Here is a 25916-nt window from a genome sequence, read left to right on the forward strand (position 1 = left end):
CACAGCCAGGACGGCACAGCCGGAAAGGCGGCACGGCCAGGAAGGCACAGCCGGGAGGCGACACAGCCGGGAGGCAACACCGCCGGAAGGCAACACCGCCGGGAGGCCGGCCGGCGGTCCCGGGCCGGGGCTAGCGGTCGGCGACCCGCATCTCGAACCACGTGGTCTTGCCGCGCGGCAGCAGGTCCACGCCCCACCGGTCGGAGAGCTTGTCCACGAGGAACAGCCCGCGACCGCTGACGTCCGTCTCCTGCACCGGCATCAGACAGGGCAGACCGCGCGAGGGGTCGCGGACCTCCACCCGGATCCAGCCGGGGCGGCGCCGCATGCGCAGGCCGAAGACGCGGGCACCGGTGTGCCGTACGGCGTTGCCGACGAGTTCCGACACCAGCAGTACGGCGTCCTCGGTCAGTCTGGGGCTGAGCCGCCAGGTGCGCAGGACCACCACCTGGGCGAGCCGGCGGGCGGTGGCCGCGGATTCCGGGCGGGAGGGCAGCGGGACCTCCGCCTCCGTCGGGTCGCCGAACAGTTCCAGCGCTTCGAGCGCTTGTTCGTCCTCGACCGCGGGCGACCAGCGTGCCGCGGCTGCACGGCCATGTCCCCGCGGCTGTTCGTTGCCCTCCAGCCCCGCCATGCCCCCATGATGGCCGTCCAGAGCCGTCTTCGGGGGCGTTCCGGAGGAATACCCCGCCCGGGCACCCTTCTTCCGGCCTTGTCCGATGGCATATGCCGACGGCATGACGAGGTCCGAAAGAGCCCCTCTGACCTGCGGCGACGACCCACTTTCCGGCAGTCGTCGGGCTCCCTCGGCGCCGCGGGTCCCCGGCTGCCCCAAGGCTCCCACAAACCGCCCCAACGGGGGACCCGGGAATGAGACAACGCGTCAATTGCCCACGGCACGCACCGGCCGGCGGGACGGTCGCATCCGCCCGCCGGCCGCGTGTCGTACGGCCGTCAGACGAACTTCGCCTTGCCGGGGCCCTCTTCCACGAAACTGCGCATGCCCCGCTCCCGGTCCTCGGTGGCGAACAGGCCCGCGAACCAGTTCCGTTCCACGGCGAGCCCGGTGTCGAGGTCGGTCTCCAGCCCGGTGTCGACGGCCTCCTTGGCCGCGCGCAGCGCGATCGCCGGGCCCTTGGCGAGCCGCGCGGCCCAGGCGTGCGCCTGCTCGTACACCTCGGCGGCCGGGACGACCCGGTCCACCAGGCCGATCGACAGGGCCTCGTCGGCCTTGACCTGGCGGCCCGTGAAGATGAGGTCCTTGGCCCGGGAGGGGCCGATCAGCCGGGGCAGCCGCTGGGTGCCGCCGGCGCCCGGGATCAGCCCGAGCAGGATCTCCGGCTGGCCGAGCTTCGCGTTGTCGGCGGCGATGCGGTAGTCCGCGCACAGGGCCAGTTCGCAGCCGCCGCCGAGCGCGTAGCCGGTGACGGCGGCGACGACGGGCTTGGGGATGCGGGCCACGGCGGTGAAGGCGTCCTGCAGGGCACGGGCGCGCCGGATCATCCCGGCGTGGTCCATGTTCTGCATCTCCTTGATGTCCGCGCCGGCCGCGAACACCCGCTCGCCGCCGTACAGGACCACGGCGCGCACCTCGTCCCGGCGGCCGGCCTCCTCGGCCAGTTCCTTCAGCCGGTCCTGGGTGGCGATGTCCAGCGCGTTCATCGGGGGCCGGTCCAGCCGCAGGGTGCCGACGCCTTCGGCGACTTCGAGAGTGACGGTCATGAGGCTCAGGTTAACGGTGACTAACGCGGACGGGCCCGGTGCCGTAGGTCACAGCACCGGGCCCGTCACGCTGTCAGCGGGGGCTCACTTCTTCCATTCCGCCCAGGACATGTTCCAGCCGTTGAGGCCGTTGTCCGGGGCCACCGTGGCGTCGTGGCTGTTCTTGACGACCACCACGTCGCCGACCATCGAGTGGTTGAAGAACCAGGCCGCCGGGACGGAGCCGTCGTAGCCGCCGCGCACGTCGCGCAGGCCCACGCAGCCGTGGCTGGCGTTGTAGTTGCCGAAGGCGTCGCCGCCCCAGTAGTTGCCGTGGAGGAAGGTGCCGGAGGTGGTCAGCCGGATGGCGTGCGGGACGTCCTTGATGTCGTACTCGCCGCCGTAGCCGACGGTCTCGCCGTTCATGCGGGTGACGGTGAGCTTCTCGCTCATGACCATCTGGCCGTTCCAGGTGTCGTAGCCGGGCTTGCCGGTGGTGACCGGGATGGTCTTGACCACCTTGCCGTCCTGGGTGACCTTCATCGTGTGCTTCTTGGCGTCCACCACGGAGACCTGGTTGCGGCCGATGGTGAACCTCACGGTCTTGCGCTGCTTGCCGTAGACGCCCTCGCGGCCCTCGACGCCGTCCAGGTCGAGGTCGACGGTGACCTTGGTGCCGGCCTTCCAGTACTTCTCGGGGCGGAAGTCCAGGCGGTCGTTGCCGAACCAGTGGCCCTCGACGTCCACGGCGGGCTCGGTCTTGATGCGGACGGCCTTCTCGACGGCCCCGGGGTGGGTGATGCCCCGGGTGAAGCGTATGGAGAACGGCATGCCGACGCCGACGGTGGAGCCGTCCTCGGGGGTGAAGTAGCCCACGAAGGTGTTCTTCGGCGTCAGCGTGGTGAAGCTGGAGTCCTCGGCGGCCTCGCGGCCCTCGGAGTCCTTGGCGACCGCGTGCACCGTGTACTTGGTGCCGGCGGCCAGATGGGCCGACGGCGTCCAGGACGCGCCGCCCCCGGTGACGGCGCCCTCGACCTCGGTGCCCTTCTCGTCCTTGACGGTGACCTCGGTCAGCTTGCCCCCGGAGACACCGACCTTGAGCGCGCCGCTGGTGTCCACGCCGGTGGCACCGGGCTCGGGCGCGATGCTGACCGCGGCCGTGGACTGCCCGTCCCGCGCTTGCCCCTTGCCCTTCCCCTCGCCGGGACCGGCCCCGGAGCCGCCGCCCCCGCCGCACGCGGCGAGCGACAGCACCAGGGCCCCGGCTATGACCGCCAGTCCCCCACGGCCCCGCCGCCTCCTGGCCGACGCCCCCGGTACAGGCCGCATGTTCAAGTTGTTCTCCCCTCGCCGGACCAGGCATGACCCGGCCCGCTCCCCACCACTCATGTGCGCGCATATTAACTGCCTGGATGCGCGCCAGGCGCGGGGTGAACGTCACCGTTCCGTCGCGAATTCCCGCCCACGACCTGCGCCTCGGCCGCCGGTGCCCCCCGCACCGGACCGTCACTTCACCGCGCTGCCCGCCACCCAGTCCTTCCAGTCCATGTTCCAGCCGCCGAGGCCGTTGTCCGGGGCGACCGTCTTGTCCTTGCTGTGCACGATCTCGATGACGTCGCCGACGAGGCTGCGGTCGAAGAACCAGCCCGCCGGGGTGTCGGAACCGCCGCCCTTGACGTCCCTGAGGCCGACACAGCCGTGGCTGACGTTGACCTGCCCGGGGGCCTCCGGCGCCCAGTAGTTGCCGTGCAGGAAGGTGCCGGAGTCGGTGAGCTTCATGGCGTGCGGGACGTCGGGGATGTCGTACTCGCCGCCGAAGCCGACCGTGCGGCTGTTCATGCGGGTCACCTCCAGCATGTCCATCACCACCATCTTGCCGTTGTAGCTGGGGTGCTTGGGGGCGCCCGCGGTGACGGGAACGGTGGCCAGCAGCGCCCCGTCGCGCCGCACCTCCATCATGTGCCGGGCCGCGTCGACCAGGGAGACCTGGCTGCGGCCGACGGTGAAGGAGACCGTCTTCTGCTGGAGGCCCCAGACGCCCCGGGCGCCCTCGACGTCCCGCAGGTCCAGGCCGACGGTGACCTCGGTGCCGGGCTTCCAGTACCGCTCGGGCCGGAAGTCCAGCCGGTCCTTGCCGAACCAGTGCGGGCGGATCTCGACGGGGGGCCGGGCGGTGATCCGGACGGCGCGCTCGACGGCGGCGCGGTCGGTGATCTCCCGGCTGAAGGAGAGCGAGACGATCATGCCGGTGCCGACGGTGGAGCGGTTCTCCGGGGTGACGTAGGCGATGAACCGTTCGCCGGGGACGTAGGTGGTGAAGGTGGTGTGCCGGGCCGAGCGGCGGCCCCGGTCGTCCCGCGCGACCACGTCCACGGTGTACCGGGCGGCGAGCGCCAGCCGTTCCTCCTCGGGCCGCCAGGTCAGCCCGTCGGCGCTGATCCGCCCGGGGACCCGCGCCGCCCGCGCGTCCTGTTCCCGGACCACGGTCACCTTCTCCAGCCGCCCGCCGGGCAGCCGGATCCGCAGCCGCTCGTCCGGGCGCACCGCCCTGCTCCCGTCGTCGGGGGTCACCCGGATGACGTCCTCGGGGGCCGGGGACTCCCCCCGTGCCCCGCCCATGCCCAGCGGTCCCGAGCCGTTCGCGGAGCAGCCCGCGAGCAGCCCCGCCCATGTCAGTACGGCGGCCAGCGCGGCCCCCGCGCGCCGTGCGCGTCCAGTTGCGTGCCTCACACGGGGCTCAACGACCGGGCATGCTCCGGGGAAACGTGAGTGCGAGCCACCCGCTGGGCAGAACAGAGGGAAGGACGACACGCTGGGGAGCCGCCACCGCGGAAGGAGGCACTCCAGCGCCCGTGTCGGAGCCGTCGGGGCGCAGTCGTGCCGGACGGCCAGGAGTGCCGAGACGCGCCCGGCCGTCCGGTCCGGCCGCGCCCCTCGGACGAGCCGCCGAGCAGAGGGGCCGACAGTGACGAGCGCAGCCGAGCAGCGGGCACCGGCCGGGGAGCCGGCCGCCGGGAGCGGGCAACCGGCGGCGGTTAACGGCGCCCGGCGGCCCCTACCGCCCGCCCCGGTCGTGTGGCCGGGCACGCCGACCCCGCTGGGGGCCCGGTTCCGGACCGGCCCGGACGGGGTCGCCGGCACCAACTTCGCACTGTGGGCGGCCGGCGCGGAGGCGGTCCGGCTGTGCCTGTTCGACGAGGCCGGCCGGGAGACCCGGATCCCGCTGACCGAGCTGACGCACGAGATATGGCACGGCTTCGTGCCGGGGGTGCTGCCCGGACAGCGGTACGGCTACCGGGTCGACGGCCGCTGGGACCCGTGGACCGGCGCCCGCTGGAACCCGGCCAAGCTGCTGCTCGACCCGTACGCGCGGGCGGTGGACGGCGAGTTCGCGCTGCCGCCGGAGGTGTACGGGCATGTGCGGGACTGGCCGGACCAGTCGGTGACCGACACCGTGCGCGACGAGCGGGACTCGGCGCCGTACGTCCCGAAGGGGGTCGTCGTGCACGATGACGACGACTGGTCCGACGACCGCCGCCCGAAGACGCCGTGGGCCGACTCGGTGATCTACGAACTGCACGTGCGCGGCTTCACCAAGCTCCACCCGGGCATCCCCGAGGAGCTGCGCGGCACCTACGCCGGGCTCGCGCACCCGGCCGCGATCGAGCACCTGGTGCGGCTGGGGGTGACGGCCGTGGAGCTGCTGCCCGTGCACCAGTTCGCGCACGAGGACCACCTGCTGCGCCGGGGCCTCACCAACTACTGGGGCTACAACTCCATCGGCTACTTCGCCCCGCACGCCGGCTACGCCGCCTCCGGGACGGCGGGCCGGCAGGTCGGCGAGTTCAAGCGGATGGTGCGCGCGCTGCACGCGGCGGGCATAGAGGTCATCCTCGACGTGGTCTACAACCACACCGCGGAGGCGGGCGAGCTGGGCCCGACGCTGTCCCTGAAGGGCATCGACAACCGCGGCTACTACCGGCTCCAGGGCGACGCCCGCCGCTACGCCGACTACACCGGCTGCGGCAACACCCTGCACGTCGTACAGCCCCAGGTGCTGCGGCTGATCACCGACTCGCTGCGCTACTGGGTGACCGAGATGGGCGTGGACGGCTTCCGCTTCGACCTGGCGGCGGCGCTGGCCCGCTCGATGCACGACGTCGACATGCTCTCCCCGTTCCTCGCGGTGATCGCCCAGGACCCGGTGCTGCGCCGGGTGAAGCTGATCGCGGAGCCGTGGGACATCGGCTCCGGCGGCTACCAGGTGGGCGCCTTCCCGCCGCTGTGGACCGAGTGGAACGACCGCTACCGCGACGCCGTGCGGGACTTCTGGCGCGGCGCCCTGCCCGACGTACGGGAGATGGGCTACCGGCTGTCCGGCTCCAGCGACCTGTACGCCTGGGGCGGCCGGCGCCCGTACGCCTCGGTCAACTTCGTCACCGCGCACGACGGCTTCACCCTGCGCGACCTGGTGTCGTACGGGACCAAGCACAACGAGGCCAACGGCGAGGACAACCGGGACGGCACCGACGACAACCGCTCGTGGAACTGCGGGGCGGAGGGCGAGACCGGCGACGAGGGCGTACGGACGCTGCGCCGCCGGCAGCTGCGCAACCTGCTCACCACCCTGCTGCTGTCCACGGGCGTGCCCATGCTGGTGGCGGGCGACGAGTTCGGCCGCACCCAGCACGGCAACAACAACGCCTACTGCCAGGACAACGAGATCGGCTGGGTGGACTGGTCGCTGCTCTCCGAGCCGGGCTGGCGGGCGCTGTCCGACCTGACCGCGCGGCTGATCGCGCTGCGCCACCGGCATCCGGTGCTGCGCCGGCGGGCGTTCTTCTCCGGCCGCGCGCAGACCGCGGACGGGCTGCGGGACCTGGCCTGGTTCACCGCGCGGGGCGCGGAGATGACCGAGGGCGACTGGTACGCGCCCGCCGCCACGCTCGGCATGTATCTGTCCGGACGGGACATACCGGGCCGGGACGAGCGGGGCGCGCCGGTGGTCGACGACAGCTTCCTCGCGGTGCTGCACGCGGGCGGGCGGCCGACCGGCTTCGTGCTGCCGGGGCCGCCGTGGGCCGAGCGCTACGAACTGGTCGTGGACACCTCCGCCGAGGAGCAGTCCGTGCCGCCGGGCACGGTCCACCGGGCGGGCACGCGGATCACGGTGCCGGAACGGACGGTGCTGCTGCTGCGGGTGGCCTGAGCCGGGGCGGTGCCGCACCCCGCGGGACGCCCGGGCCGGAGCGGTGCGCCGTTCCGGGACGCCTGGAGCGAGGCGGGCCGGGAGGGGCGTGCCGCCGCGGGGTGTCCGGGCCGGGGGCATGCCGTCGCCGGCCCTCCGAGCCGAGCCGGGCCCTGCCGCCTCCCGTCCCGGGCCGGGCCGGACGACCGTGCCGCCATGGGGGGCGTCCGGGCCGTCGTGGGCCTGTGTGACACTGCGCGGGGCCTGCGCGGGGCCTGCGCGACGGCCGCACGTGACGCGGATCACGCCCGCGGGGTGCAGCGCGGGCCGGGGTCCAGGGCCTTTCTCCTGGTGAAGACAGCCGGCGAGAACGGGGACCGTGAGGATGGAGCAGGCCAGGGCCGGTGAGTACGACGCGTTCGTGGCGGCCCGCTGGTCGGTGTTGTTCCATCTGGCCCGTCTGCTCACCGGGGGCGACCGGCACCGCGCCGAGGACCTCCTGCAGGAGTCCTTGGTCAAGCTGTGGTTCGCGTGGCCGAAGGTCGCCGACGAGGCGCCGGAGGCCTACGTGCGCAAGGTGCTGGCGCGGGCCGCGGCCCGCTCGGCCCGCCGCCGCTGGTGGGGCGAGCGGCCCGTGGAGGAGCTGCCGGAGACCGTGGCGGCCGGGGACCTGTCGGCGACCGTCGCCGAGCGGTCCCGGCTGGAGGCGGCGCTCGCCCGGCTGACCCCGCGCCAGCGGGCCGCCGTGGTGCTGCGCTACTACCAGGACCTGCCCGACCGGCAGGTCGCCGAGGCCCTGGGCTGCCCGGTGGGCACGGCCCGGTCCCATGCCGCGCGCGGGGTGGCCCGGCTGCGCCGGCTGCTGGCCGACGTCATCGAGCCGGTGGGGTGAGGAAGAGGCATGGATCACTTCGAGCGGCGGCTGGCGGGGCTGCTGCGGCAGGACCCGCAGCCGGCGCCCTTCGAGGCCCGGCACCGGGAGGCGTTGCGCGCCGGGGTGCGCGCCCGGCGCCGGGCGCGCGCGGCGCGCCGGGCGGCCGGCTGCGTCCTGGCGGGGGCCGGGCTGGGCCTGGCGCTGGTGCTGTGGCCGCACGGCCCCACCGACGACCGGCCCGCCGCCCCGCCGCGGCCGGCCTCCAGCCCGGGGCCGACGCCGAGCGCCTCCCCGTCCGAGCCGCCGACCCGGTCGCCGGCCGCGCCGTCGACGACACCGACGTCCACGACACCGCCGTCGACGGACTCCGCGACGCCGGACCGCACCTGGAGCGTCTCCGCCCCGCCCACGGCCACGGCCACGCACCGGCCGCCGTCCACCACGGCGGCCGGTCGCCCCACCGCCACCCCGCCCCCGGCCACGGCACCCGTGAGCGCCTCCGCCACACCGTCGGGCCGGCCGTCGCCGACGGCCACCGGCTAGCCCCGTCCCTCCGCCCGACCCGGCACCCCCACCCGACCAGAACCCACGGGATTCATGTGACGCACATCCGACCGAGCCGGCCCGGCCTGCCGCCCTCCGGCACGCCGGCACACCGGCGCATACCCCGGCCCGCCCCGCTGCGGGCGGTCCACGAGGCGGCCGAGCCCGTCCTGGACGTGGCCGTGCCGGTGTTCAACGAGGAGAAGGACCTGGAGCCCAACGTCCGGCGGCTGCACGCGCATCTGCGGGACACCTTCCCCTACCCCTTCCGGATCACGATCGCCGACAACGCGAGCACCGACCGCACCCCGGCCATCGCCGCCCGGCTGGCCGGCGAGCTGGCTGAGGTCGCCTCGCTGCGGCTGCCGCAAAAGGGCCGGGGCCGGGCGCTCCGGGCCGCCTGGTCCGGTTCCCGGGCGCCCGTGCTGGCGTACCTCGACGTGGACCTGTCCACCGGACTGGCCGCGCTGCTGCCGCTGGTCGCGCCCCTGATCTCGGGCCACTCCGACCTGGCGATCGGCACCCGGCTGGCGCCGGGGTCGCGGGTGGTGCGCGGGACCAAGCGCGAGGTCATCTCCCGCTGCTACAACGTCCTGCTGCGCTGCACGCTCGCCGTGGGCTTCTCCGACGCGCAGTGCGGGTTCAAGGCGGTCCGGCGCGAGACGGCCGAGCGGCTGCTGCCCCTGGTGCGGGACGGGGAGTGGTTCTTCGACACCGAGCTGCTCGTGCTCGCCGAGCGGGCGGGCCTCAGGATCCACGAGGTGCCGGTGGACTGGGTCGACGACCCGGACAGCAGCGTGGACCTGTTCGCCACCGCGCTGGCGGACCTGCGCGGGATCGTGCGGATGCGGCGCACCCTGGCCCGCCGCCCGGGGCCGGTGGTCCGGTGACCGCGACCCTGCCCGGTATACGCACGCCGGAGGCGCGGTCCGTGCCGGGCTCCCGGGCGCGGGCGGCCGCCCGCCGCCACGGACCGGTCCTCGCCCTGTTCGGCACGCTGAAGCTGGCCGGCTTCTGCTCGTTCATGTACCTGCTGTCCTCGACCGGGGACTACCGGGGCAAGCACCCCCGGTTCGGCGGCGGCGCGCACGCCTGGGACGTGCTCGCCACCTGGGACGGCTGGTGGTACCAGCAGATCGCGCTGCACGGCTACGACCCGAAGCTCGTCCCGGTCCCCGGCGCCACCGGCCTGATCACGCTGGAGGGCAACTCGGCGGCGTTCTTCCCGCTGTACCCGGCGCTGATGCGGCTGACCTCGGCGGTCACCGGCCTCGGCTCCTACGGCGCCGGCCTGCTGGTCTCCGTCGTCGCCTCCTTCGCCGCCGCCCTCGGCATCTACGCCGTCGCGGAACGGTTCGGCGGCCGGCGGGCCGGGCTCGCGGCGGCCGGGCTGTGGGCGGTGTGGCCCGGCTCGGGCGTGGAGTGGGCGGTCTACTCCGACTCCCTCTACGTGGCCCTGGCCGCCTGGGCCTGTCACGCGGTGCTCACCCGCCGCTGGCTCACCGCGGGCGTGCTCACCTTCGCGGCCGGGCTGAACCGGCCCACGGCCGGCGCGCTGATCGCCGCGCTCGGCGTGGCCGCGCTGCTGGACCTGCGCCGCCGGGAGGACGGGGCGCTGCGCCCGCTGCTGGCCATGGCGCTGGCCCCGCTCGGGCTCTTCGGCTACCTGCTGTGGGTCGGCAACCGCATGGGCGACCTGGGCGGATACTTCAAGCTCCAGTCGGGCGCCTGGGCGCACAGCTTCGACTACGGCAAGCAGACCCTGGACGTGCTCACGTCCGTGCCCGTGGGCAAGTTCGACTACCTCTTCGCCTACCCGTTCGCGGACGTCATCTCGGTCGGCGTCATCCTGCTGGCCTGTGCGCTGCTGCCGCTGCTGCTGCGGCTGCGCCCGCCGGCGGTGCTGGTGCTGTACACCGTCCTCACGCTGGCGCTGGTCCTGGGCAGCCAGCAGATCGTCGCCAACATCTCCCGCTATCTGCTGCCCTGCTTCCCGCTGTTCCTGCCGCTCGCGGTCGCGCTGCGCCGGCTGAGCCTGCCGGTGCTGTGCACGCTGCTGGGGATCGCGGCGCTGGCCTCCGGCTCGTACGCCGGATACGCCCTGTTCGAGCTGGGGGTGCCGTGATCCCGCCTGGCGGACAGCGTCTTGACGGCGCGTGCGGCTTGCTGGCACCGTCCTGTGATCATGAGGCCTGCCACGGAACACACACGCGCGCGCATCGCGCTCGTGGCGCGGCGGCACGTGGACCTGTGCCGGCAGTCCAGCGCCCTGTGTCGCTGACCCGCACCCTCGTCCTCCCCCTTCTTCACCTTCTTCACCTTCCCTCCTTCACCTCGCCGTGCCCCGTGCCGGGACACGGCCGTTCCGAGGATCCCGCATGTCCGACATATCCCGCCGTGTCTTCGGCGGTCTGCTGGGCGGCGGCGCGGTCTCCACCGTCGCCGGTGCCGCGACCCCCGCCCAGGCCGCGCCCGCCGAACGCCCCTTCCGCGCCCGCACCGCCGCCTCCGGGTCCCGCCCCAACATCCTGGTCATCCTCGGTGACGACCTCGGCTGGGCCGACCTGTCCGCGTACGGCGCCCCGCACATCAAGACCCCGAACCTGGACCGGCTGGCCCGTCAGGGCGTGCGGTTCACCGACGCCTACTCCGGCTCGGCGACCTGCTCGCCGACCCGCTTCAGCCTCTACACCGGCCGCTACCCGGGCCGCACCAAGGGCGGTCTCGCCGAACCGGTGGCCGACCGGTCCCAGGGCCTGGACCCGAGCCACCCCACGCTCGCCTCGCTGCTGAAGAAGGCCGGCTACGACACGGCCCTCATCGGCAAGTGGCACTGCGGCTGGCTGCCCGACTACAGCCCGACCAAGTCCGGCTGGGACGAGTTCTTCGGCAACTTCGGCGGGGTGCTGGAGTACTTCTCCAAGCTGGGCCAGCTGGGCTCCCACGACCTGTACGAGGGCGACGCCGAGTACCACGACCTGCGCTACTACACCACCGTGCTGACCGAGCGGGCCGTCGAGTACGTGGGCCGCAGGCACCGCCGGCCCTGGCTGCTGAACCTGAACTTCACCACCCCGCACTGGCCGTGGCTGGCCGAGGGCGACGCGGAGACCGGTGCCGAGATCGCCGCGCGGGTGCGGGCCGCGAAGACCCCGGCCCAGATCACCGCGGCCCTCAACCACCGCGACGGCGGCTCGGTCGCCAAGTACACCGAGATGGTGCAGAGCCTGGACGCGGCCGTCGGCGAGGTGCTGGCCGCGCTGCGCCGCTCCGGGCAGGAGGAGAACACGCTGGTGCTGTTCGCCAGCGACAACGGAGGTGAGCGCTGGTCGTACCAGTGGCCGCTGAGCGGCGGGAAGTCCACGCTCCAGGAGGGCGGCATCCGGGTGCCGACCATCCTGCGCTGGCCCGCCCGGATCGACAGTCACCAGGTCAGCCACGAGCCGAACCACTCCCCCGACTGGACCGCGACCCTGCTGGAACTCGGCGGCGCCCGCCCCGACCCCGCCTACCCCCTGGACGGCACCAGCCTCGCGGGCTACCTGCTGCGCGGCGAACGCCTCCCCGAACGCGACCTGTTCTGGCGGGTCCGCGGCAACCGGGCGCTGCGCCGGGGCGACTGGAAGTACTTCCAGGACGCCGACGGCACCGACCACCTCTACCACCTCGCCGCCGACCTCCGCGAACAGGCGGACCTGGCCCCCGACCGCCCGGAACTGCTGGCCGAGCTGAAGCGGGCGTGGGAGGACATCGCACGCGGGCTGCTGCCGTATCCGGCCAGGTCGTGACTCCGTACGCACTACAGTGACCGGATGATCATTCCTCCGGAAATGCTGCCGGGCGGCGTCCGGTTGCGGCTCGTCCGCCTCGACGACGCGGAGGCACTGAGTTCCGCGTACGCCGCGAACCGGGATCATCTCGCTCCGTGGGAGCCGCGCCGCCCGGACGGCTTCTTCACCGTCGAAGGCCAGGCCGAACGCGTCCGTGAGCAGTTGAGGCAGTTCACGGAACGGCGGGCGGTGCCGTGGGTGTTCGAGAGCGACGGCGCCGTCATCGGCACGATCACCCTCTCTGGGATGGCGTTCGGGCCCTTCTGCAGCGCCTATCTGGGGTACTGGGTGGCCCCCGACCGGCAGAACCGGGGGCTGGCCAGCGCGGGCGTCGCGAGCGTCTGCCGTGCGGCCCGCGACCTCATCGGCCTGCACCGCATCGAGGCCACCACGCTCCTCCACAACGCCCCGTCGCAGCGCGTGCTCAGGAAGAACGGCTTCGAGCCGATCGGCATGGCCCCGCGGTACCTGCACATCGATGGGGAATGGCGGGACCACCGTCTCTTCCAGCGGATCCTGCACGACGGTCCGCCGCCGGGCTGACCCCGGGCCGCGCGTGCGGGTGCCCGCCGGTCATGCCAGGCTGTCCCGCCAGGCGCGGTGGAGGTCGGCGAAGCGGCCGGTGGCGGCGACGAGGTCGGCGGGGCGGCCGTCCTCGACGACGCGGCCGTGTTCCATCACCAGGACCCGGTCCGCGATCTCCACGGTGGACAGCCGGTGGGCGATCACCACGGCCGTGCGGCCCCGCAGCACCGTCGACATCGCCCGCTGCACCGCCCGCTCCCCCGGCACGTCCAGCGAGCTGGTCGCCTCGTCCAGGATCAGCACCGCCGGGTCGGCGAGCAGCGCCCGGGCGAAGGCGACCAGCTGGCGCTGGCCGGCGGAGATGCGGCCGCCGCGCTTGCGGACGTCGGTGTCGTAGCCGTCGGGCAGCGCGCTGATGAACTCGTGCGCGCCGATCGCCCGCGCCGCGCCCTCGATCTCCTCCCGGGTGGCGTCGGGCCGGCCGATGGCGATGTTGTCGGCGACCGTGCCGGAGAACAGGAACGCCTCCTGCGTCACCATGACGACCCCGCGCCGCAGTTCCGCCGTCGCCAGCTCGCGCAGGTCGACGCCGTCCAGCAGCACCCGTCCACCGGAGGGGTCGTAGAACCGGGCGAGCAGCTTGGCCAGGGTCGACTTGCCCGCGCCGGTGGAGCCGACGACCGCGACCGTCTGGCCGGCGGGCAGGGTGAGGTCGAAGCGGGGCAGCACCTCGCCGCCGGTGCGGTAGGCGAACCGGACCCCGTCGAAGACCACCTCGCGGCCGGGTATGCCGCCCTTCAGCGGCGGGAGTTCGCGCGGCACGGCGGGCTCGGGCACGGTCGGCTTCTGGGCCAGCAGCCCGGCGATCTTCTCCAGGGAGGCGGCGGCCGACTGGTAGGAGTTCAGGAACATGCCGAGCCGGTCGATCGGGTCGTACAGCCGGCGCAGGTACAGCACGGCCGCCGCCAGCACGCCCAGCTCCAGCGAGCCGGACGCCACCCGCTGGGCGCCCCACAGCACGATCGCCGCGACCGCCGTGTTGGCCACCAGCCGGGAGCCGACCACATAGCGGGCCATCTCCAGCAGCGCGTCCCCGTTCCTGCGCTCGTGCCGGGCGTTCAGTTCCGCGAACGCGGCGTCGTTGGCGGCCTCCCGGCGGAAGGCGCGCACCGGGCGGATGCCGTTCATCGTCTCCACGAACTTCACGATCACCGCCGCGATCGCCGTGGACCGCGCGCCGAACACCCGCCCCGCGCGCCGCCGGTACAGCCGGACGAGCAGGTACAGCGGCACGAAGGACGCCACCGCGACGCCGCCGAGGCCGAGGTCCAGCCACAGCAGCATGGCCGAGATGTAGACGAAGGACAGGATGACGGTCACCAGCTCCTGGAGCCCCTCGTCGAGGAGTTCGCGCAGCGACTCCACGTCCGTGGTGGACCGGGAGATCAGCCGGCCCGAGGTGTACCGCTCGTGGAAGTCGACGCTCAGCGCCTGCGCGTGCCGGAAGATCCGGCCCCTGAGGTCCAGCAGCACGTCCTGGCTGACCCGCGCCGAGACCGCCACGAACGCGAACTGCAAAGCGCCCGAGGCGAGGGCGCACAGCAGATAGCCGGCGGCGACCGCGATCAGCGGGCCGTGCCGGTCGTGCCGGAACGCCGGTACGGCGGTGTCGATGGCGTACGCCACCAGCAGCGGGCCCGTCTGCACCGCCGCCTGCTGGAGCAGGAGGAGGAGCGTGGTGAGCGCGACCCGCGACCTCATCGGCGCGAGCAGGGAGCGCAGCAGGGCGGTGGTGGCGCCCGGCGGGGTGGGCAGCACGTCCCGGTCGAAGGGGTCGCCGCCCCCGTCGCTGCCGTCGCCCTTGTGGCCCTTGTGGCCCTTGTGGCCCTTGTGGCCCTTGTGGCCCTTACGGTCTTCGCCGTCCGGGGCGTCGGCGCCGTTCGGGGGCTGCGAGCGGGCGCGGTCGTCGTCGGCGACGCCGGGGCCGGAGGGGCTCGTGGTGGTCAACGGGATTCCTCCTGTTCCCCGGACATCAGATGGGCGTACTCGGCGTTGTCGCGCAGGAGTTCCTGGTGGGTGCCGACGGCCGCGATCCGGCCGCCCGAGAGCAGGGCGACCCGGTCGGCGAGCAGCACCGTGGACGGGCGGTGCGCGACGATCAGCGCGGTGGTGTCGGCGAGGACCTGCCGCAGCGCGGCCTCCACGGCGGCCTCGGTGTGCACGTCGAGGGCGGACAGCGGGTCGTCCAGGACGAGGAACTCGGGCCGGCCGACCACCGCGCGGGCCAGCGCGAGGCGCTGGCGCTGGCCGCCGGACAGGCTGAGGCCCTGTTCGCCGACGCGGGTGTCCGTGCCCTGGGGCAGCGCGTGCGCGAAGTCGGCCTGGGCGATGGCGAGGGCCCGGTCGAGTTCGGCCTTCCCGGCCCCGGCCGGGGCGCCCATCAGCACGTTCTCGCCGACGCTCGCCGAGAAGAGGGTGGGTTCCTCGAAGGCCACGGCGACCCGGGAGCGCAGTTCCTCGCGGGACATGGCGGTGACGTCCACGCCGTTCAGCGTGATCCGGCCCGAGGTGACCTCGTACAGCCGGGGGACGAGGGCGGTGAGCGTGGTCTTCCCGCTTCCGGTGGCGCCGACGAGGGCCATGGACTCGCCGGGGCGTATGTGCAGGTCGATACGGTCGAGGAGGGGCGGTGAGCCGGGCGGCGCGTCGGGATACCGGAACCGGACCCCCTCGAAGCGGATCCCGGCCGCGTCCCCCGGACACCTCCCGGCCCGGGCCCCGTACGAACGCGAGCGGCCGGCCCCGGCCGCGCCCCGATCGCCGGCCCCGACCCCGGCCCCGGCCCCGGCCCCGGCCCCGGCCCCGGCCCCGACCAGGGCACCGTCCCTCGCCACGGCTCCGTCCCCGGAACCCGCCCCTGCCCGGGCGCCGGTGCGGGGCTCGCGCTCCGCTCCGCCACCGGTCCCGGCTCCGCCACCGCTCCCGGCTCCGGCTCCGGCTCCGGCTCCGGCTCCGGCTCCGGCCACGATTCCGCCTCGGGCCCGTGGTGGGGCCCCGGTCCCGGCACCGCCCTTCGCCCCGCCCCCGGCCCCCGCCCCGACGCCGTCCCCTGCTCGGGCGCCGGTGCGAGTCCCCCTCCCTTCCCCGCCCCCGGTCCCGGCCCCGGCACTCGCCGCGGCCTCGCCCGCGCCCCCCGCGCCGCCTGCGGCCTCCTCGGCGCCCCGCTCCGACTCCCCCTCCAGCGCCTCGTCCATCACCTCGAAGTACCGTTCCGTCGCCGTCGCCGCCTCCTGGCTCATCGCCAGCAGGAAGCCGATGGAGTCGACGGGCCAGCGCAGCGCGAGCGCCGTGCCGAGGAAGGCGACCAGCGTGCCGGCGGACAGTTGGCCGTCGGCGACGCGGACGGCGCCGAGGACCAGCGCCGCCCCGATGGCCACCTCGGGCAGCGTCACGATGACCCCCCAGATGGTGGCCAGCAGCCGCGCCTTGCGCAGTTCCGTGCCCCGGAGCCGGCCGGCGAGTTCGCCGAACGCGCGCGCCTGGCTGCGGTGGCGGCCGAAGCCCTTGACGACGCGGATGCCGAGCACGCTCTCCTCGACCACCGTCGTCAGGTCCCCGACCTGGTCCTGGGCGCGCCGGGCCACCTGCGCGTACCGCCGTTCGAAGACGGCGCAGGTCCACATCACGGGGACGGCGGGACCGAGGATGACCAGGCCCAGCATCCAGTCCTGCAGCAGCATGATGACCAGGCCGACCAGGATCGTCACGCCGTTGACCAGCAGGAAGGTCAGCGGAAAGGCGAGGAACATGCGCAGCAGCATCAGGTCCGTGGTGGCGCGCGAGAGCAGCTGGCCGGACGCCCAGCGGTCGTGGAAGGCCACGGGCAGGCGCTGCAGCCGGCGGTACAGCCCCGCCCGCATCTCCGCCTCGACGTGCGACAGCGGCCGGGCCACGAGCCAGCGCCGGATGCCGAACAGGACCGCTTCGGCGATGCCGAGCAGCAGCAGGTAGAGCGCGCCGAGCCAGACGCCCGCCGGGTCGTGGTCGGCGACCGGCCCGTCCACCAGCCACTTCAGGACGAGCGGGATCACCAGTCCGGTGCAGGAGGCGACGACCGCGATGGCCGCGGCGGTGAACAGCCGGGCGCGGACGGGGCGCACGTACGGCCACAGTCGCAACAGGGTGCGGACGGCGGACCGTCCGGCGGGCGCGGGGGCCGTGGGCGAGGGCCTCGTGGGCGGGGGCGTCGTGGACGAGGGTGTCGTGGGCATCAATCGCGAGCGTACGGACCGCCACCGGTCCCGCCCACCGAGTTTTGGCCGGACCGCGCCCCGCGCCGGCTCCGCGACCGGGGTCCTGAGGAGGGAAACACCCCACGCCAACAGTTCGCATACCGAACATGAACACCCGGTCAACGAACCATTTCCGGCCAAGTTCGTGAGGCGGTCCTGACAGGCGGTGAGTTCTCCTGCCACTCTTCCCAGGCCGACTCACAGCGACCCCACAGCTCTCCGCACGCCCGCCTGGGCCGGCCGAGCACCCGCACCTGGTTCCGCGTACCGCCCTGTTCTGCCCGGACGCCCGAACCCCTCGTCCGGTCTCCCCTGGCCGCGCGACCCGCGGTCCCGCAGAAGGAGTCAGTGTTGAGAAGCAATTCCTCTCGCGGACGCACCTCCCACACAGCACAGCGCACCACGGCACACCGCCGCACCGCCACCGTCGCCCTCGCCGGTGTCGCCGCCCTGATCGCCGCCGCCGTCCAGGCCGGCGCCGCCACCGCGGCCCCGGCGAACCCGGGGGCCGGCAAGGCGAACCCGGCGCACACGGCGGTGAAGCTGACGCCCTCGCAGCGCGCCGAGCTGATCCGTCACGCCGACGCCGACCAGGCCGCCACCGCCCGCCGGCTGGGCCTGGGCGACCGGGAGAAGCTGGTCGTCAAGGACGTCGTGAAGGACGCCGACGGCACCTTGCACACCCGCTACGAGCGGACGTACGCGGGCCTGCCGGTGCTCGGCGGCGACCTGATCGTGGCCACCGCCTCCGCCGGCAAGACCATGGAGGTGGTGCGGGCCACCGACGCCACGCTGAAGGTCGCCGGCCTCACCCCGGCGGTGACGAGGACGGCCGCCGAGCAGCAGGCCGTGCGGCGGGCGAAGGCGCTCGGCGGGAGCAAGCCGGCCGCGGACAGCGTCCGCAAGGTGATCTGGGCGGCGACCGGCAAGCCCGTGCTGGCGTACGAGACGGTCGTCGGCGGGCTCCAGGAGGACGGCACCCCGAACCAGCTGCACGTCGTCACCGACGCGGCCACCGGCAAGAAGCTCTACGAGTACCAGGGCGTCAGGAACGGGGTGGGCAACACCCAGTACAGCGGGCAGGTGGCGCTGACCACGACCCAGTCGGGCTCGACGTACACGCTCACCGACGGGGCGCGCGGCGGCCACAAGACGTACAACCTCAACCGCGGCACCTCGGGCACCGGCACGCTGTTCTCGCAGTCCTCCGACACCTGGGGCAACGGGACCTCCTCCAACGCGGCCACCGCGGGCGCGGACGCCCACTACGGCGCGGCGCTCACCTGGGACTTCTACAAGAGCGTCTTCGGCCGCAACGGCATCAAGAACAACGGGGCCGGCGCCTACTCCCGCGTCCACTACGGCAACGCGTACGTCAACGCCTTCTGGACGGACAGCTGCTTCTGCATGACCTACGGCGACGGCTCCGGCAACACCAAGCCGCTGACCTCGCTCGACGTCGCCGGCCACGAGATGAGCCACGGCGTCACCTCGGCCACCGCGAACCTCACCTACAGCGGGGAGTCCGGCGGCCTGAACGAGGCGACCAGCGACATCATGGCCGCGGGCGTGGAGTTCTACGCCAACAACTCCACCGACGTCGGGGACTACCTGGTCGGCGAGAAGATCGACATCAACGGCAACGGCACCCCGCTGCGCTACATGGACAAGCCCAGCAAGGACGGCGCGTCCAAGGACAACTGGTACTCGGGCATCGGCGGCGTGGACGTGCACTACTCGTCCGGCCCGGCGAACCACTTCTTCTACCTGCTGAGCGAGGGCAGCGGCGCCAAGGTCGTGAACGGCGTCAGCTACAACTCGCCCACCGCGGACGGCCTCGCGGTCACCGGCATCGGCCGGGACAAGGCGCTGCAGATCTGGTACCGGGCGCTGACCACCAAGTGGACGTCCACCACCAACTACGCGGGCGCCCGCACCGGCACCCTCGCGGCGGCCGGCGAGCTGTACGGCACCACCAGCGCCGAGTACAAGGCGGTGCAGGACGCCTGGGCGGGCGTCGGGGTCGGGGCCCGCTCCGGTGGCGGCGGCGGGGGCGGCGGCACGTCCTACGAGAGCAGCACACCGGTGTCCATCCCGGACAACGGGCCGGCCGTGACCTCGGACATCGCCGTCTCCGGGCGGACCGGGAACGCGCCGAGCGGCCTCCAGGTGGCCGTGGACATCTCGCACACCTGGCGGGGTGACCTCGTGATCGACCTCGTCGGCCCGTCCGGCACCGCCTACCGGCTGAAGGACTACAGCTCCTCGGACTCGGGCGACGGCGTCAACGAGACCTACACGGTCAACGCCTCGGCGGAGACGGCCAACGGCACCTGGAAGCTGCGGGTACAGGATCAAGCCACCTACGACACGGGAACGATCAACGGCTGGAAGCTGACCTTCCCGTAAAACGCGAGGTGTCAGGCCCATGTTGACGGCGCTGCCCGGGGGTCGGGCCCCCTCGGGCGGCGCCGGTTAACACCCCCGAAACGTTCATCGGTTGGTCGATTTTCGGCCAACATCACTTCAGGGTCCTGACATGTACGCGCCCTTGATGTCACTCTCTCTCCACCCGCCGCAGCAGCACAGCAACTTCACAACGCCACACACTCCGGCCAGTGACCCCACGCTGTCCGGACTCCCCCACGAAGGAGCTTGCGTGAGCCCCCTCTACGCGCGTCACAAGCGCACCACCCTGGCCATCGCCACCGCGGTCGCCGCCGGAGCCCTGCTCGCCACTGGCCTGACCACCAGCGCCAGCGCCCAGTCCCCGGCCGGTCCCGGCGCCAAGCCCCTGGCCGCCGCCCCGACCGCGCTGTCCGCCGCCGCCCGCACCTCCCTGATCCAGCAGGCCCAGAGCGGTGCGGCCGACACCGCGCGCCGAATAGGCCTCGGCACCCAGGAGAAGCTGGTCGCCAAGGACGTCGTCAAGGACGCCGACGGCACCCTGCACACCCGCTACGAGCGCACCTACGCGGGCCTGCCGGTGCTCGGCGGCGACCTGATCGTCCACACGGCCAAGTCCGGCAAGACCCAGGGCGTCACCAAGGCGACCTCCGCGTCCCTGAAGCCGGCCTCGCTCAAGCCGCAGATCACCGCCACCAAGGCCGAGAAGCAGGCGGTGTCCGCCGCCAAGGCGCTCGGCTCCGCCAAGACCACCGCGGACGGCGCCCGCAAGGTCATCTGGGCCGGCTCCGGCAAGCCCGTCCTCGCCTACGAGACGGTCGTCGGCGGCCTCCAGGAGGACGGCACCCCGAACCAGCTGCACGTCATCACCGACGCGGCCACCGGCAAGAAGCTCTACGAGTACCAGGGCATCGAGAACGCGACCGGCAAGACGCTGTACTCCGGCACGGTCACCCTCAACTCCGTGCAGTCGGGCTCGACGTACCAGCTCACCGACAGCGCGCGGGGCAACCACAAGACCTACAACCTGGCCCGCAAGACGTCCGGCACGGGCACCCTGGTGGCCAGCTCGACCAACGTCTTCGGCACCGGCACCGCCTCCACCTCCTCGACCGACCAGACGGCGGCCGCCGACGCCGCCTACGGCGCGGGCGTGACGTGGGACTTCTACAAGAGCACGTTCGGCCGCAACGGCATCAAGAACAACGGCGTCGGGGCCTACTCCCGCGTGCACTACGGCAACGCGTACGTCAACGCGTTCTGGGACGACAGCTGCTTCTGCATGACCTACGGCGACGGCTCCGGCAACGCCGACCCGCTGACCTCGCTGGACGTGGCCGGCCACGAGATGAGCCACGGCGTCACCTCGAACACCGCGGGCCTCAACTACTCCGGTGAGTCCGGCGGCCTGAACGAGGCCACCAGCGACATCTTCGGCACGGGCGTGGAGTTCTTCGCCAACAACGCGTCCGACCCCGGTGACTACCTCATCGGCGAGAAGATCGACATCAACGGCGACGGCACCCCGCTGCGCTACATGGACAAGCCCAGCAAGGACGGCGGCTCGGCGGACTACTGGTCCTCCACGGTCGGCAACAAGGACGTCCACTACTCGTCCGGCGTCGCGAACCACTTCTTCTACCTCCTCGCGGAGGGCAGCGGTTCGAAGACGATCAACGGCGTGACCTACAACTCGCCGACCTACAACGGCACCGCCGTCACCGGCATCGGCCGCGCCAAGGCGCTGCAGATCTGGTACAAGGCGCTGACCTCGTACATGACGTCGACGACCAACTACAAGGCCGCCCGCACGGCGACCCTGAACGCGGCGTCCGCGCTGTACGGCTCCACCAGCGCCGAGTACAAGGCGGTCGCGGCGGCCTGGACCGCCGTCAACGTCAGCTAGTACCCGCCGGCACCGGCACAGGGGGCGGCACCCGGGAGCAGCAGGTCCCGGGTGCCGCCCCTACCCTTGTGTCCCATGTCCTCGGCGCCCTTCACCTATGAGCCGGTCGGTGCGACCCGCGACGACCTGTCGTTCTGCCCGCCCGGCTTCCACCCGATGCTCGTGCGCACCCGCCTCGGCGAGGGCCACGAGGTGTTCCGGCGGGCCGCCGAGGCGGTCCTGAGCTGGGAGATGCACCGCGCCCTGGGCGTCGGCATCGACGCCACCGCCGACCGCGCGGCCCCGGGCGTCGACGTCACGGTCACCCTGGCCGGTGTCGTCAAGGCCCCCTGCCGCATCGTCTGGACCGCCGAGGAACCCCGCCGCGCCGGCTGGGCCTACGGCACCCTCCGGGGCCACCCCGAGTGCGGCGAGGAGGCCTTCGTGGTCGAACGCACCGGCGACGGCACGGTCTGGCTCACGGTCTCCGCCTTCAGCAGGGCCGCCAAGTGGTACGCGAAAGCGGGCGGCCCGGCCACCCGGGGCCTCCAGCACGCCTACGCCCGCCGCTGCGGAACGGTCCTCAAGCGCCTGTGCGAAGACGCGGAGTCGTGACCCGGTCCCCGGGTCCACGCCTTCCCGGGCGGACGGGCGCGGGACGAACACCGGAACCGGTACGGAGGGGGAGAGCCGGGGCCCGCACGACATCCCGGTGATGCGGTGTGCGGGCCCACCGGGCTCTCCCTCTACATCCGGCGGCGGCGCTTCCGCCTCACCGCAACACCATCCCCGCCCCCTCCACCACCTCCTGTGACGGGAGGGTCAGCAGGCCCAGTTCCGCGGGGGTGGCGAGGAGGGGGTGGGCGGGGAGGATGCGGATCGTGTAGCCGTAGGGGCCGGTGCGGTCCAGGGAGAGGGGGCCCTCGTAGAGGAGGCGGCCCTCCAGGTCCGAGGCGCCGGCCGGCTTCAGCGGGACGACCGTGGCGTCGGTGATGCGGTCCTGTTCGTCCACCCGGCCCGACACCGCCTGGACCTCCACGTCGTCGGGGGTCAGCTCGCGGAGGGCCACCCGGACCCGCAGGCCCACCGTCGTCCCCAGTTCCGCCGTGGGTGTCGTCGCCGTCGTCTCCACGTGATCCACGCTCACCCCGGGCCAGGCCGCCCGCACCCGGGCCTTCCACCCGGCGAGGTCCCGGGCGGTGTCCGGGGTCAGCGCGCGGTGCGCCCGCGCCGCGGGGGCGTACAGACGGTCCACGTACTCGCGGACCATGCGGCCCGCCAGCACCTTCGGGCCGAGCAGGGAGAGGGTCTGGCGGACCATCTGGATCCAGCGGTCGGGCAGCCCGGCCCGCCCGCGCTCGTAGAAGCGCGGCGCGATCCGCTGTTCCAGCAGGTCGTACAGGGCCGCCGCCTCGACGTCGTCGCGGTGCTCGGGGTCCGTGCCGGCGCCGTCCGCCGTCGGGATGGCCCAGCCGAAGTCGGGCCGGAACCACTCGTCCCACCAGCCGTCCAGCACCGAGAGGTTCAGGCACCCGTTCAGGGCCGCCTTCATGCCGCTCGTGCCGCAGGCCTCCAGCGGGCGCAGCGGGTTGTTCAGCCAGACGTCGCAGCCGGGGTAGAGCTTCTGCGCCATCCCCATGCCGTAGTCGGGGAGGAAGACGACGCGGTGGCGGACCCGCGGGTCGTCGGCGAAGCGGACCAGTTCCTGCACCAGGCGCTTGCCGCTGTCGTCCGCCGGGTGCGCCTTGCCCGCGACCACGATCTGGACCGGGCGGTCGGGGTGCAGGAGCAGCTCCGTGAGGCGGTCGCGGTCGCGGAGCATCAGCGTCAGGCGCTTGTACGACGGGACGCGGCGCGCGAACCCGATCGTCAGGACGTCCGGGTCCAGGACGCCGTCGATCCAGCCCAGTTCGGCGTCGCCGGCCCCGCGTTGCCGCCAGGACGCGCGCAGCCGTTCGCGCACCTCCAGCACCAGCCGCTCGCGCAGGGTGCGGCGCAGCTCCCAGACCTCCTGGTCCGGGATGTCCGCGACCGAGTCCCAGCGCTCGGAGCCGCCGACGCTCAGCGCGTCCTCGGCCCGCTGGGCGCCGACCTGCCGGGTGGCCAGCCGCAGCACCTCCGGCGCCACCCAGGTCGGCGCGTGCACGCCGTTGGTCACCGAGGTGATCGGCACCTCCTCCGAGTCGAAGCCCGGCCACAGGCCCGCGAACATCTCCCGGCTGACCCGGCCGTGCAGCAGCGAGACCCCGTTGGCGCGCTGGGCCAGGCGCAGCCCCATCACCGCCATGTTGAAGAGGTTCTGCTCGCCGCCCGGGTAGCTCTCCCGGCCCAGTTCCAGCACGCGCCGCACGTCGATGCCGGGCAGCTCGGCGTCCGGGCCGAAGTGCCGGGCGACCAGTTCCCGGTCGAAGCGGTCGATGCCGGCCGGGACCGGGGTGTGCGTGGTGAACACCGTGCCGGCCCGCACCGCCTCCAGGGCGGCGTCGAAATCCAGCCCCTGGGCGCAGAGTTCGGCGATCCGCTCCAGGCCGAGGAAGCCGGCGTGTCCCTCGTTGGTGTGGAACACCTCCGGCACCGGGTGCCCGGTGAGCCGGCAGTACGTCCGCACCGCCCGCACCCCTCCTATGCCGAGCAGCATCTCCTGGAGCAGCCGGTGTTCGCTGCCGCCGCCGTAGAGCCGGTCGGTCACCCCGCGTTCGCCGAGGTCGTTCTCCTCCACGTCCGAGTCGAGCAGCAGCAGCGGCACCCGGCCCACCTGCGCCAGCCAGATCCGGGCGCGCAGCGCCTTGCCACCGGGCAGGGCGAGGGAGATGTGCGCGGGGGTGGAGTCGGGCTCCTTCAGCTGGGTGAGCGGAAGTTCGTTGGGGTCGAGCACCGGATAGTGCTCCTGCTGCCAGCCGTCCCGGGAGAGGGTCTGCCGGAAGTAACCGTGCCGGTAGAGCAGCCCGACGCCGATGAGGGGCACGCCGAGGTCGCTGGCCGACTTGAGGTGGTCGCCGGCCAGGATGCCGAGACCGCCGGAGTACTGCGGGAGCGCGGCCGTGATGCCGAACTCCGGGGAGAAGTAGGCGACGGCGGCGGGCAGGCCGTCCGAGCGGGCCTGGTACCAGCGGTCACCGGTCAGATAGTCGTCGAGGTCGTCGGCCACGGCGGTCAGCCGGCGCAGGAACCGCCGGTCCCCGGCCAGTTCGGTCAGCCGGTCCGGTCGCACCCGGCCCAGCAGCCGTACCGGGTCGCCGCCGGCCGCGGCCCACGCCTCGGGGTCGACGGACTGGAACAGATCGCGTGTCTCCGCATGCCAGGACCAGCGCAGATTGCGCGCCAGGTCACTCAGCGGCCGAAGGGGGTCGGGGAGAACGGGACGGACGGTGAACCGACGGATCGCCTTCACATTCCACCTCGGGACGCGTCGCGGGGTGAGCCGCACGAAGCCGTGCGTCTCGTCGTCGACTTCGACGGTAGTGGTTACCGCGCGGTCGGTGGGGACGTACCCGCCTGGGGTGTCGGGATGCGTCAGAAGCCGGTCACCGGGCACTCGGAAAGGGAGGGAACCGGTCTTGTGTGCGGACGTACGCATGAGTAGTTAACACAGTGCCGGATTGCCCACCCGGACCCAGGGGGAAGGCTTTCCGGTATCCACCTCACAGGCGTACCACAGCACATCGCAGGACCCACCTCCCCACATCCATCCGCCCATACCCACGTTGCAGCGGACAGGAGCGGTCATGCCCGCCAGGCACCACTCGTCATCACCCCCCGGCAACAGCAAGGCCAAGGCAGCAGGAAGGAAGACCACGGGCGGGAAGGGTCCGGCACCGGCCCCCGCGCCCGCGGAGCGGTCCGCCACCGCGCCCGGCCCCGCGGAGCGGTCCGCCACCGCGCCCGGCCCCGGTGAACGGCCCGCGCCGGCCACCGCCTTGGGCCGCATCCCCGTGCTCGACGTACGCCCCGTGGTCCAGCACGGCCGCAGGCCCGCCAAGGCGGTGACCGGGGAGTCGTTCGAGGTCACGGCCACCGTCTTCCGGGAGGGCCACGACGCGGTCGCGGCGAACGTGGTGCTGCGGGACCCGGCGGGCCGGCCCGGGCCCTGGACGCCGATGCGGGAACTCGCCCCGGGCACCGACCGCTGGGGCGCCACCGTCACCGCGGGTGAACCGGGGCGCTGGACCTACACGGTGGAGGCATGGTCGGACCCGCTCACGACCTGGCGGCAGCACGCCCGGATCAAGATTCCCGCGGGCATCGACACCGAACTGGTGCTGGCGGAGGGCGCGGAGCTGTACGAGCGGGCCGCCGCCCGGATGCCCGAGGAGCGGCGCGGTCCGGTCCTGGAGGCGGTGGCGGCCCTGCGGGACGGCGAGCGGCCGGCCGCCTGGCGCCTCGCGTCGGCCCTCGCCCCGGAGGTGGAGGAGGTGCTGGCGCGGTATCCGCTGCGGGAACTGGTCACCGCCTCCGACGCGATGCCCCTGCTGGTGGAGCGCGAACGCGCCCTGTACGGCTCCTGGTACGAGTTCTTCCCCCGCTCCGAGGGCACCGCCGAACACCCCCACGGCACCTTCCGCACCGCCGCCCGCCGACTGGGACCCATCGCCGACATGGGCTTCGACGTCGTCTACCTCCCGCCCGTCCACCCCATCGGCACCACCTTCCGCAAAGGACCCAACAACTCCCT

The 25916-nt window shown here is 73.4% G+C and carries 18 protein-coding genes and 1 pseudogene; 11 read left to right on the plus strand and 8 right to left on the minus strand.

Features of this window, described 5'->3' with window-relative positions; genetic code table 11:
* Window positions 1-130: 130 nt before the first annotated feature.
* From ACZ63H_RS19460 to ACZ63H_RS19475, 4 genes are all read right to left on the minus strand, one after another.
* Entirely contained in the window at window positions 131-739 is a 609-nt protein-coding gene (locus ACZ63H_RS19460; RefSeq protein ID WP_469866566.1) for an ATP-binding protein, read from the minus strand.
* A 215-nt stretch (window positions 740-954) separates the two neighbouring features.
* Entirely contained in the window at window positions 955-1722 is a 768-nt protein-coding gene (locus ACZ63H_RS19465) for an enoyl-CoA hydratase/isomerase family protein (protein WP_469866568.1), read from the minus strand.
* 84 nt (window positions 1723-1806) lie between these two features.
* Window positions 1807-3030: a L,D-transpeptidase gene (locus ACZ63H_RS19470; protein WP_469866570.1), complete on the minus strand. Its 1224-nt coding sequence runs from the start codon at window positions 3028-3030 to the stop codon at window positions 1807-1809.
* A gap of 177 nt (window positions 3031-3207) precedes the next feature.
* Entirely contained in the window at window positions 3208-4431 is a 1224-nt protein-coding gene (locus tag ACZ63H_RS19475) for a L,D-transpeptidase (protein ID WP_469866572.1), read from the minus strand.
* A 235-nt stretch (window positions 4432-4666) separates the two neighbouring features.
* On the opposite strand from ACZ63H_RS19475, the gene glgX reads away from it, so the two are divergent.
* Window positions 4667-6910 carry a glycogen debranching protein GlgX gene (glgX, locus tag ACZ63H_RS19480; protein WP_469866574.1) on the plus strand — a complete coding sequence of 748 codons (2244 nt, stop codon included), beginning with the start codon at window positions 4667-4669 and terminating at the stop codon, window positions 6908-6910.
* Between the two features lie 364 nt (window positions 6911-7274).
* A complete protein-coding gene (locus ACZ63H_RS19485) occupies window positions 7275-7781 on the plus strand; it encodes a SigE family RNA polymerase sigma factor (protein ID WP_467941439.1) in 507 nt (168 codons plus the stop codon).
* Between the two features lie 14 nt (window positions 7782-7795).
* Here the strand turns inward: ACZ63H_RS19485 and ACZ63H_RS19490 are convergent, their stop codons facing one another.
* A complete protein-coding gene (locus ACZ63H_RS19490; RefSeq protein WP_469866576.1) occupies window positions 7796-8299 on the minus strand; it encodes a hypothetical protein in 504 nt (167 codons plus the stop codon).
* Window positions 8300-8425: 126 nt separating this feature from the next.
* Here ACZ63H_RS19490 and ACZ63H_RS19495 point away from each other — a divergent pair.
* The 5 genes and pseudogenes from ACZ63H_RS19495 to ACZ63H_RS19515 form a co-directional block, all read left to right on the plus strand.
* Window positions 8426-9172 (plus strand): annotated as a pseudogene (locus ACZ63H_RS19495) (dolichyl-phosphate beta-glucosyltransferase); the annotation flags it as partial.
* 20 nt (window positions 9173-9192) lie between these two features.
* Window positions 9193-10431, plus strand: a complete 1239-nt coding sequence (locus ACZ63H_RS19500) for a hypothetical protein (protein WP_469866578.1) — start codon at window positions 9193-9195, stop codon at window positions 10429-10431.
* A 60-nt stretch (window positions 10432-10491) separates the two neighbouring features.
* Window positions 10492-10587, plus strand: coding sequence for a putative leader peptide (locus ACZ63H_RS19505; RefSeq protein WP_358694091.1), 96 nt, complete (start codon window positions 10492-10494; stop codon window positions 10585-10587).
* 97 nt (window positions 10588-10684) lie between these two features.
* Window positions 10685-12094 (plus strand): sulfatase family protein, encoded by a 1410-nt coding sequence (locus ACZ63H_RS19510; RefSeq protein WP_469866580.1) that lies wholly within the window; start codon window positions 10685-10687, stop codon window positions 12092-12094.
* Between the two features lie 24 nt (window positions 12095-12118).
* Entirely contained in the window at window positions 12119-12679 is a 561-nt protein-coding gene (locus tag ACZ63H_RS19515; protein WP_469866582.1) for a GNAT family N-acetyltransferase, read from the plus strand.
* Window positions 12680-12709: 30 nt separating this feature from the next.
* Here ACZ63H_RS19515 and ACZ63H_RS19520 read toward each other — a convergent pair whose 3' ends face one another.
* Together ACZ63H_RS19520 and ACZ63H_RS19525 are read right to left on the minus strand one after the other, a co-directional pair.
* Entirely contained in the window at window positions 12710-14668 is a 1959-nt protein-coding gene (locus tag ACZ63H_RS19520; protein WP_469866584.1) for an ABC transporter ATP-binding protein, read from the minus strand.
* Window positions 14665-16932, minus strand: a complete 2268-nt coding sequence (locus ACZ63H_RS19525; protein WP_469866586.1) for an ABC transporter ATP-binding protein — start codon at window positions 16930-16932, stop codon at window positions 14665-14667. Before ACZ63H_RS19525 ends, ACZ63H_RS19520 begins: the two co-directional genes overlap by 4 nt.
* Before the next feature lie 372 nt (window positions 16933-17304).
* On the opposite strand from ACZ63H_RS19525, the gene ACZ63H_RS19530 reads away from it, so the two are divergent.
* The 3 genes from ACZ63H_RS19530 (at window position 17305) to ACZ63H_RS19540 (ending at window position 21859) form a co-directional block, all read left to right on the plus strand.
* Window positions 17305-19362: a M4 family metallopeptidase gene (locus ACZ63H_RS19530; protein WP_469866588.1), complete on the plus strand. Its 2058-nt coding sequence runs from the start codon at window positions 17305-17307 to the stop codon at window positions 19360-19362.
* Window positions 19363-19612: 250 nt separating this feature from the next.
* On the plus strand, window positions 19613-21265 hold the full coding sequence (locus ACZ63H_RS19535; RefSeq protein ID WP_469866590.1) for a M4 family metallopeptidase: 1653 nt from the start codon (window positions 19613-19615) through the stop codon (window positions 21263-21265).
* Between the two features lie 75 nt (window positions 21266-21340).
* A complete protein-coding gene (locus tag ACZ63H_RS19540; protein ID WP_469866592.1) occupies window positions 21341-21859 on the plus strand; it encodes a DUF1990 domain-containing protein in 519 nt (172 codons plus the stop codon).
* Window positions 21860-22016: 157 nt separating this feature from the next.
* On the opposite strand, the gene ACZ63H_RS19545 is transcribed toward ACZ63H_RS19540, so the two are convergent.
* Entirely contained in the window at window positions 22017-24635 is a 2619-nt protein-coding gene (locus tag ACZ63H_RS19545) for a glycosyltransferase family 1 protein (RefSeq protein WP_469866593.1), read from the minus strand.
* A 334-nt stretch (window positions 24636-24969) separates the two neighbouring features.
* Between ACZ63H_RS19545 and ACZ63H_RS19550 the strand changes: the two genes are divergently transcribed.
* Window positions 24970-25916: maltotransferase domain-containing protein (locus ACZ63H_RS19550; RefSeq protein ID WP_469866595.1), on the plus strand; the 947-nt coding region annotated here is incomplete at its 3' end.

Source organism: Streptomyces sp. NPDC104831 (assembly GCF_055583025.1).

Bases quoted from the DNA above. Each gene is read 5' to 3' on its own strand.
- ACZ63H_RS19485 (WP_467941439.1), top strand. From the start codon at position 7,275: ATGGAGCAGGCCAGGGCCGGTGAGTACGACGCGTTCGTGGCGGCCCGC.
- ACZ63H_RS19525 (WP_469866586.1), bottom strand. From the start codon at position 16,932: ATGCCCACGACACCCTCGTCCACGACGCCCCCGCCCACGAGGCCCTCG.
- ACZ63H_RS19505 (WP_358694091.1), top strand. From the start codon at position 10,492: ATGAGGCCTGCCACGGAACACACACGCGCGCGCATCGCGCTCGTGGCG.
- ACZ63H_RS19470 (WP_469866570.1), bottom strand. From the start codon at position 3,030: ATGCGGCCTGTACCGGGGGCGTCGGCCAGGAGGCGGCGGGGCCGTGGG.
- ACZ63H_RS19515 (WP_469866582.1), top strand. From the start codon at position 12,119: ATGATCATTCCTCCGGAAATGCTGCCGGGCGGCGTCCGGTTGCGGCTC.
- ACZ63H_RS19460 (WP_469866566.1), bottom strand. From the start codon at position 739: ATGCCGTCGGCATATGCCATCGGACAAGGCCGGAAGAAGGGTGCCCGG.
- ACZ63H_RS19465 (WP_469866568.1), bottom strand. From the start codon at position 1,722: ATGACCGTCACTCTCGAAGTCGCCGAAGGCGTCGGCACCCTGCGGCTG.
- ACZ63H_RS19540 (WP_469866592.1), top strand. From the start codon at position 21,341: ATGTCCTCGGCGCCCTTCACCTATGAGCCGGTCGGTGCGACCCGCGAC.
- ACZ63H_RS19510 (WP_469866580.1), top strand. From the start codon at position 10,685: ATGTCCGACATATCCCGCCGTGTCTTCGGCGGTCTGCTGGGCGGCGGC.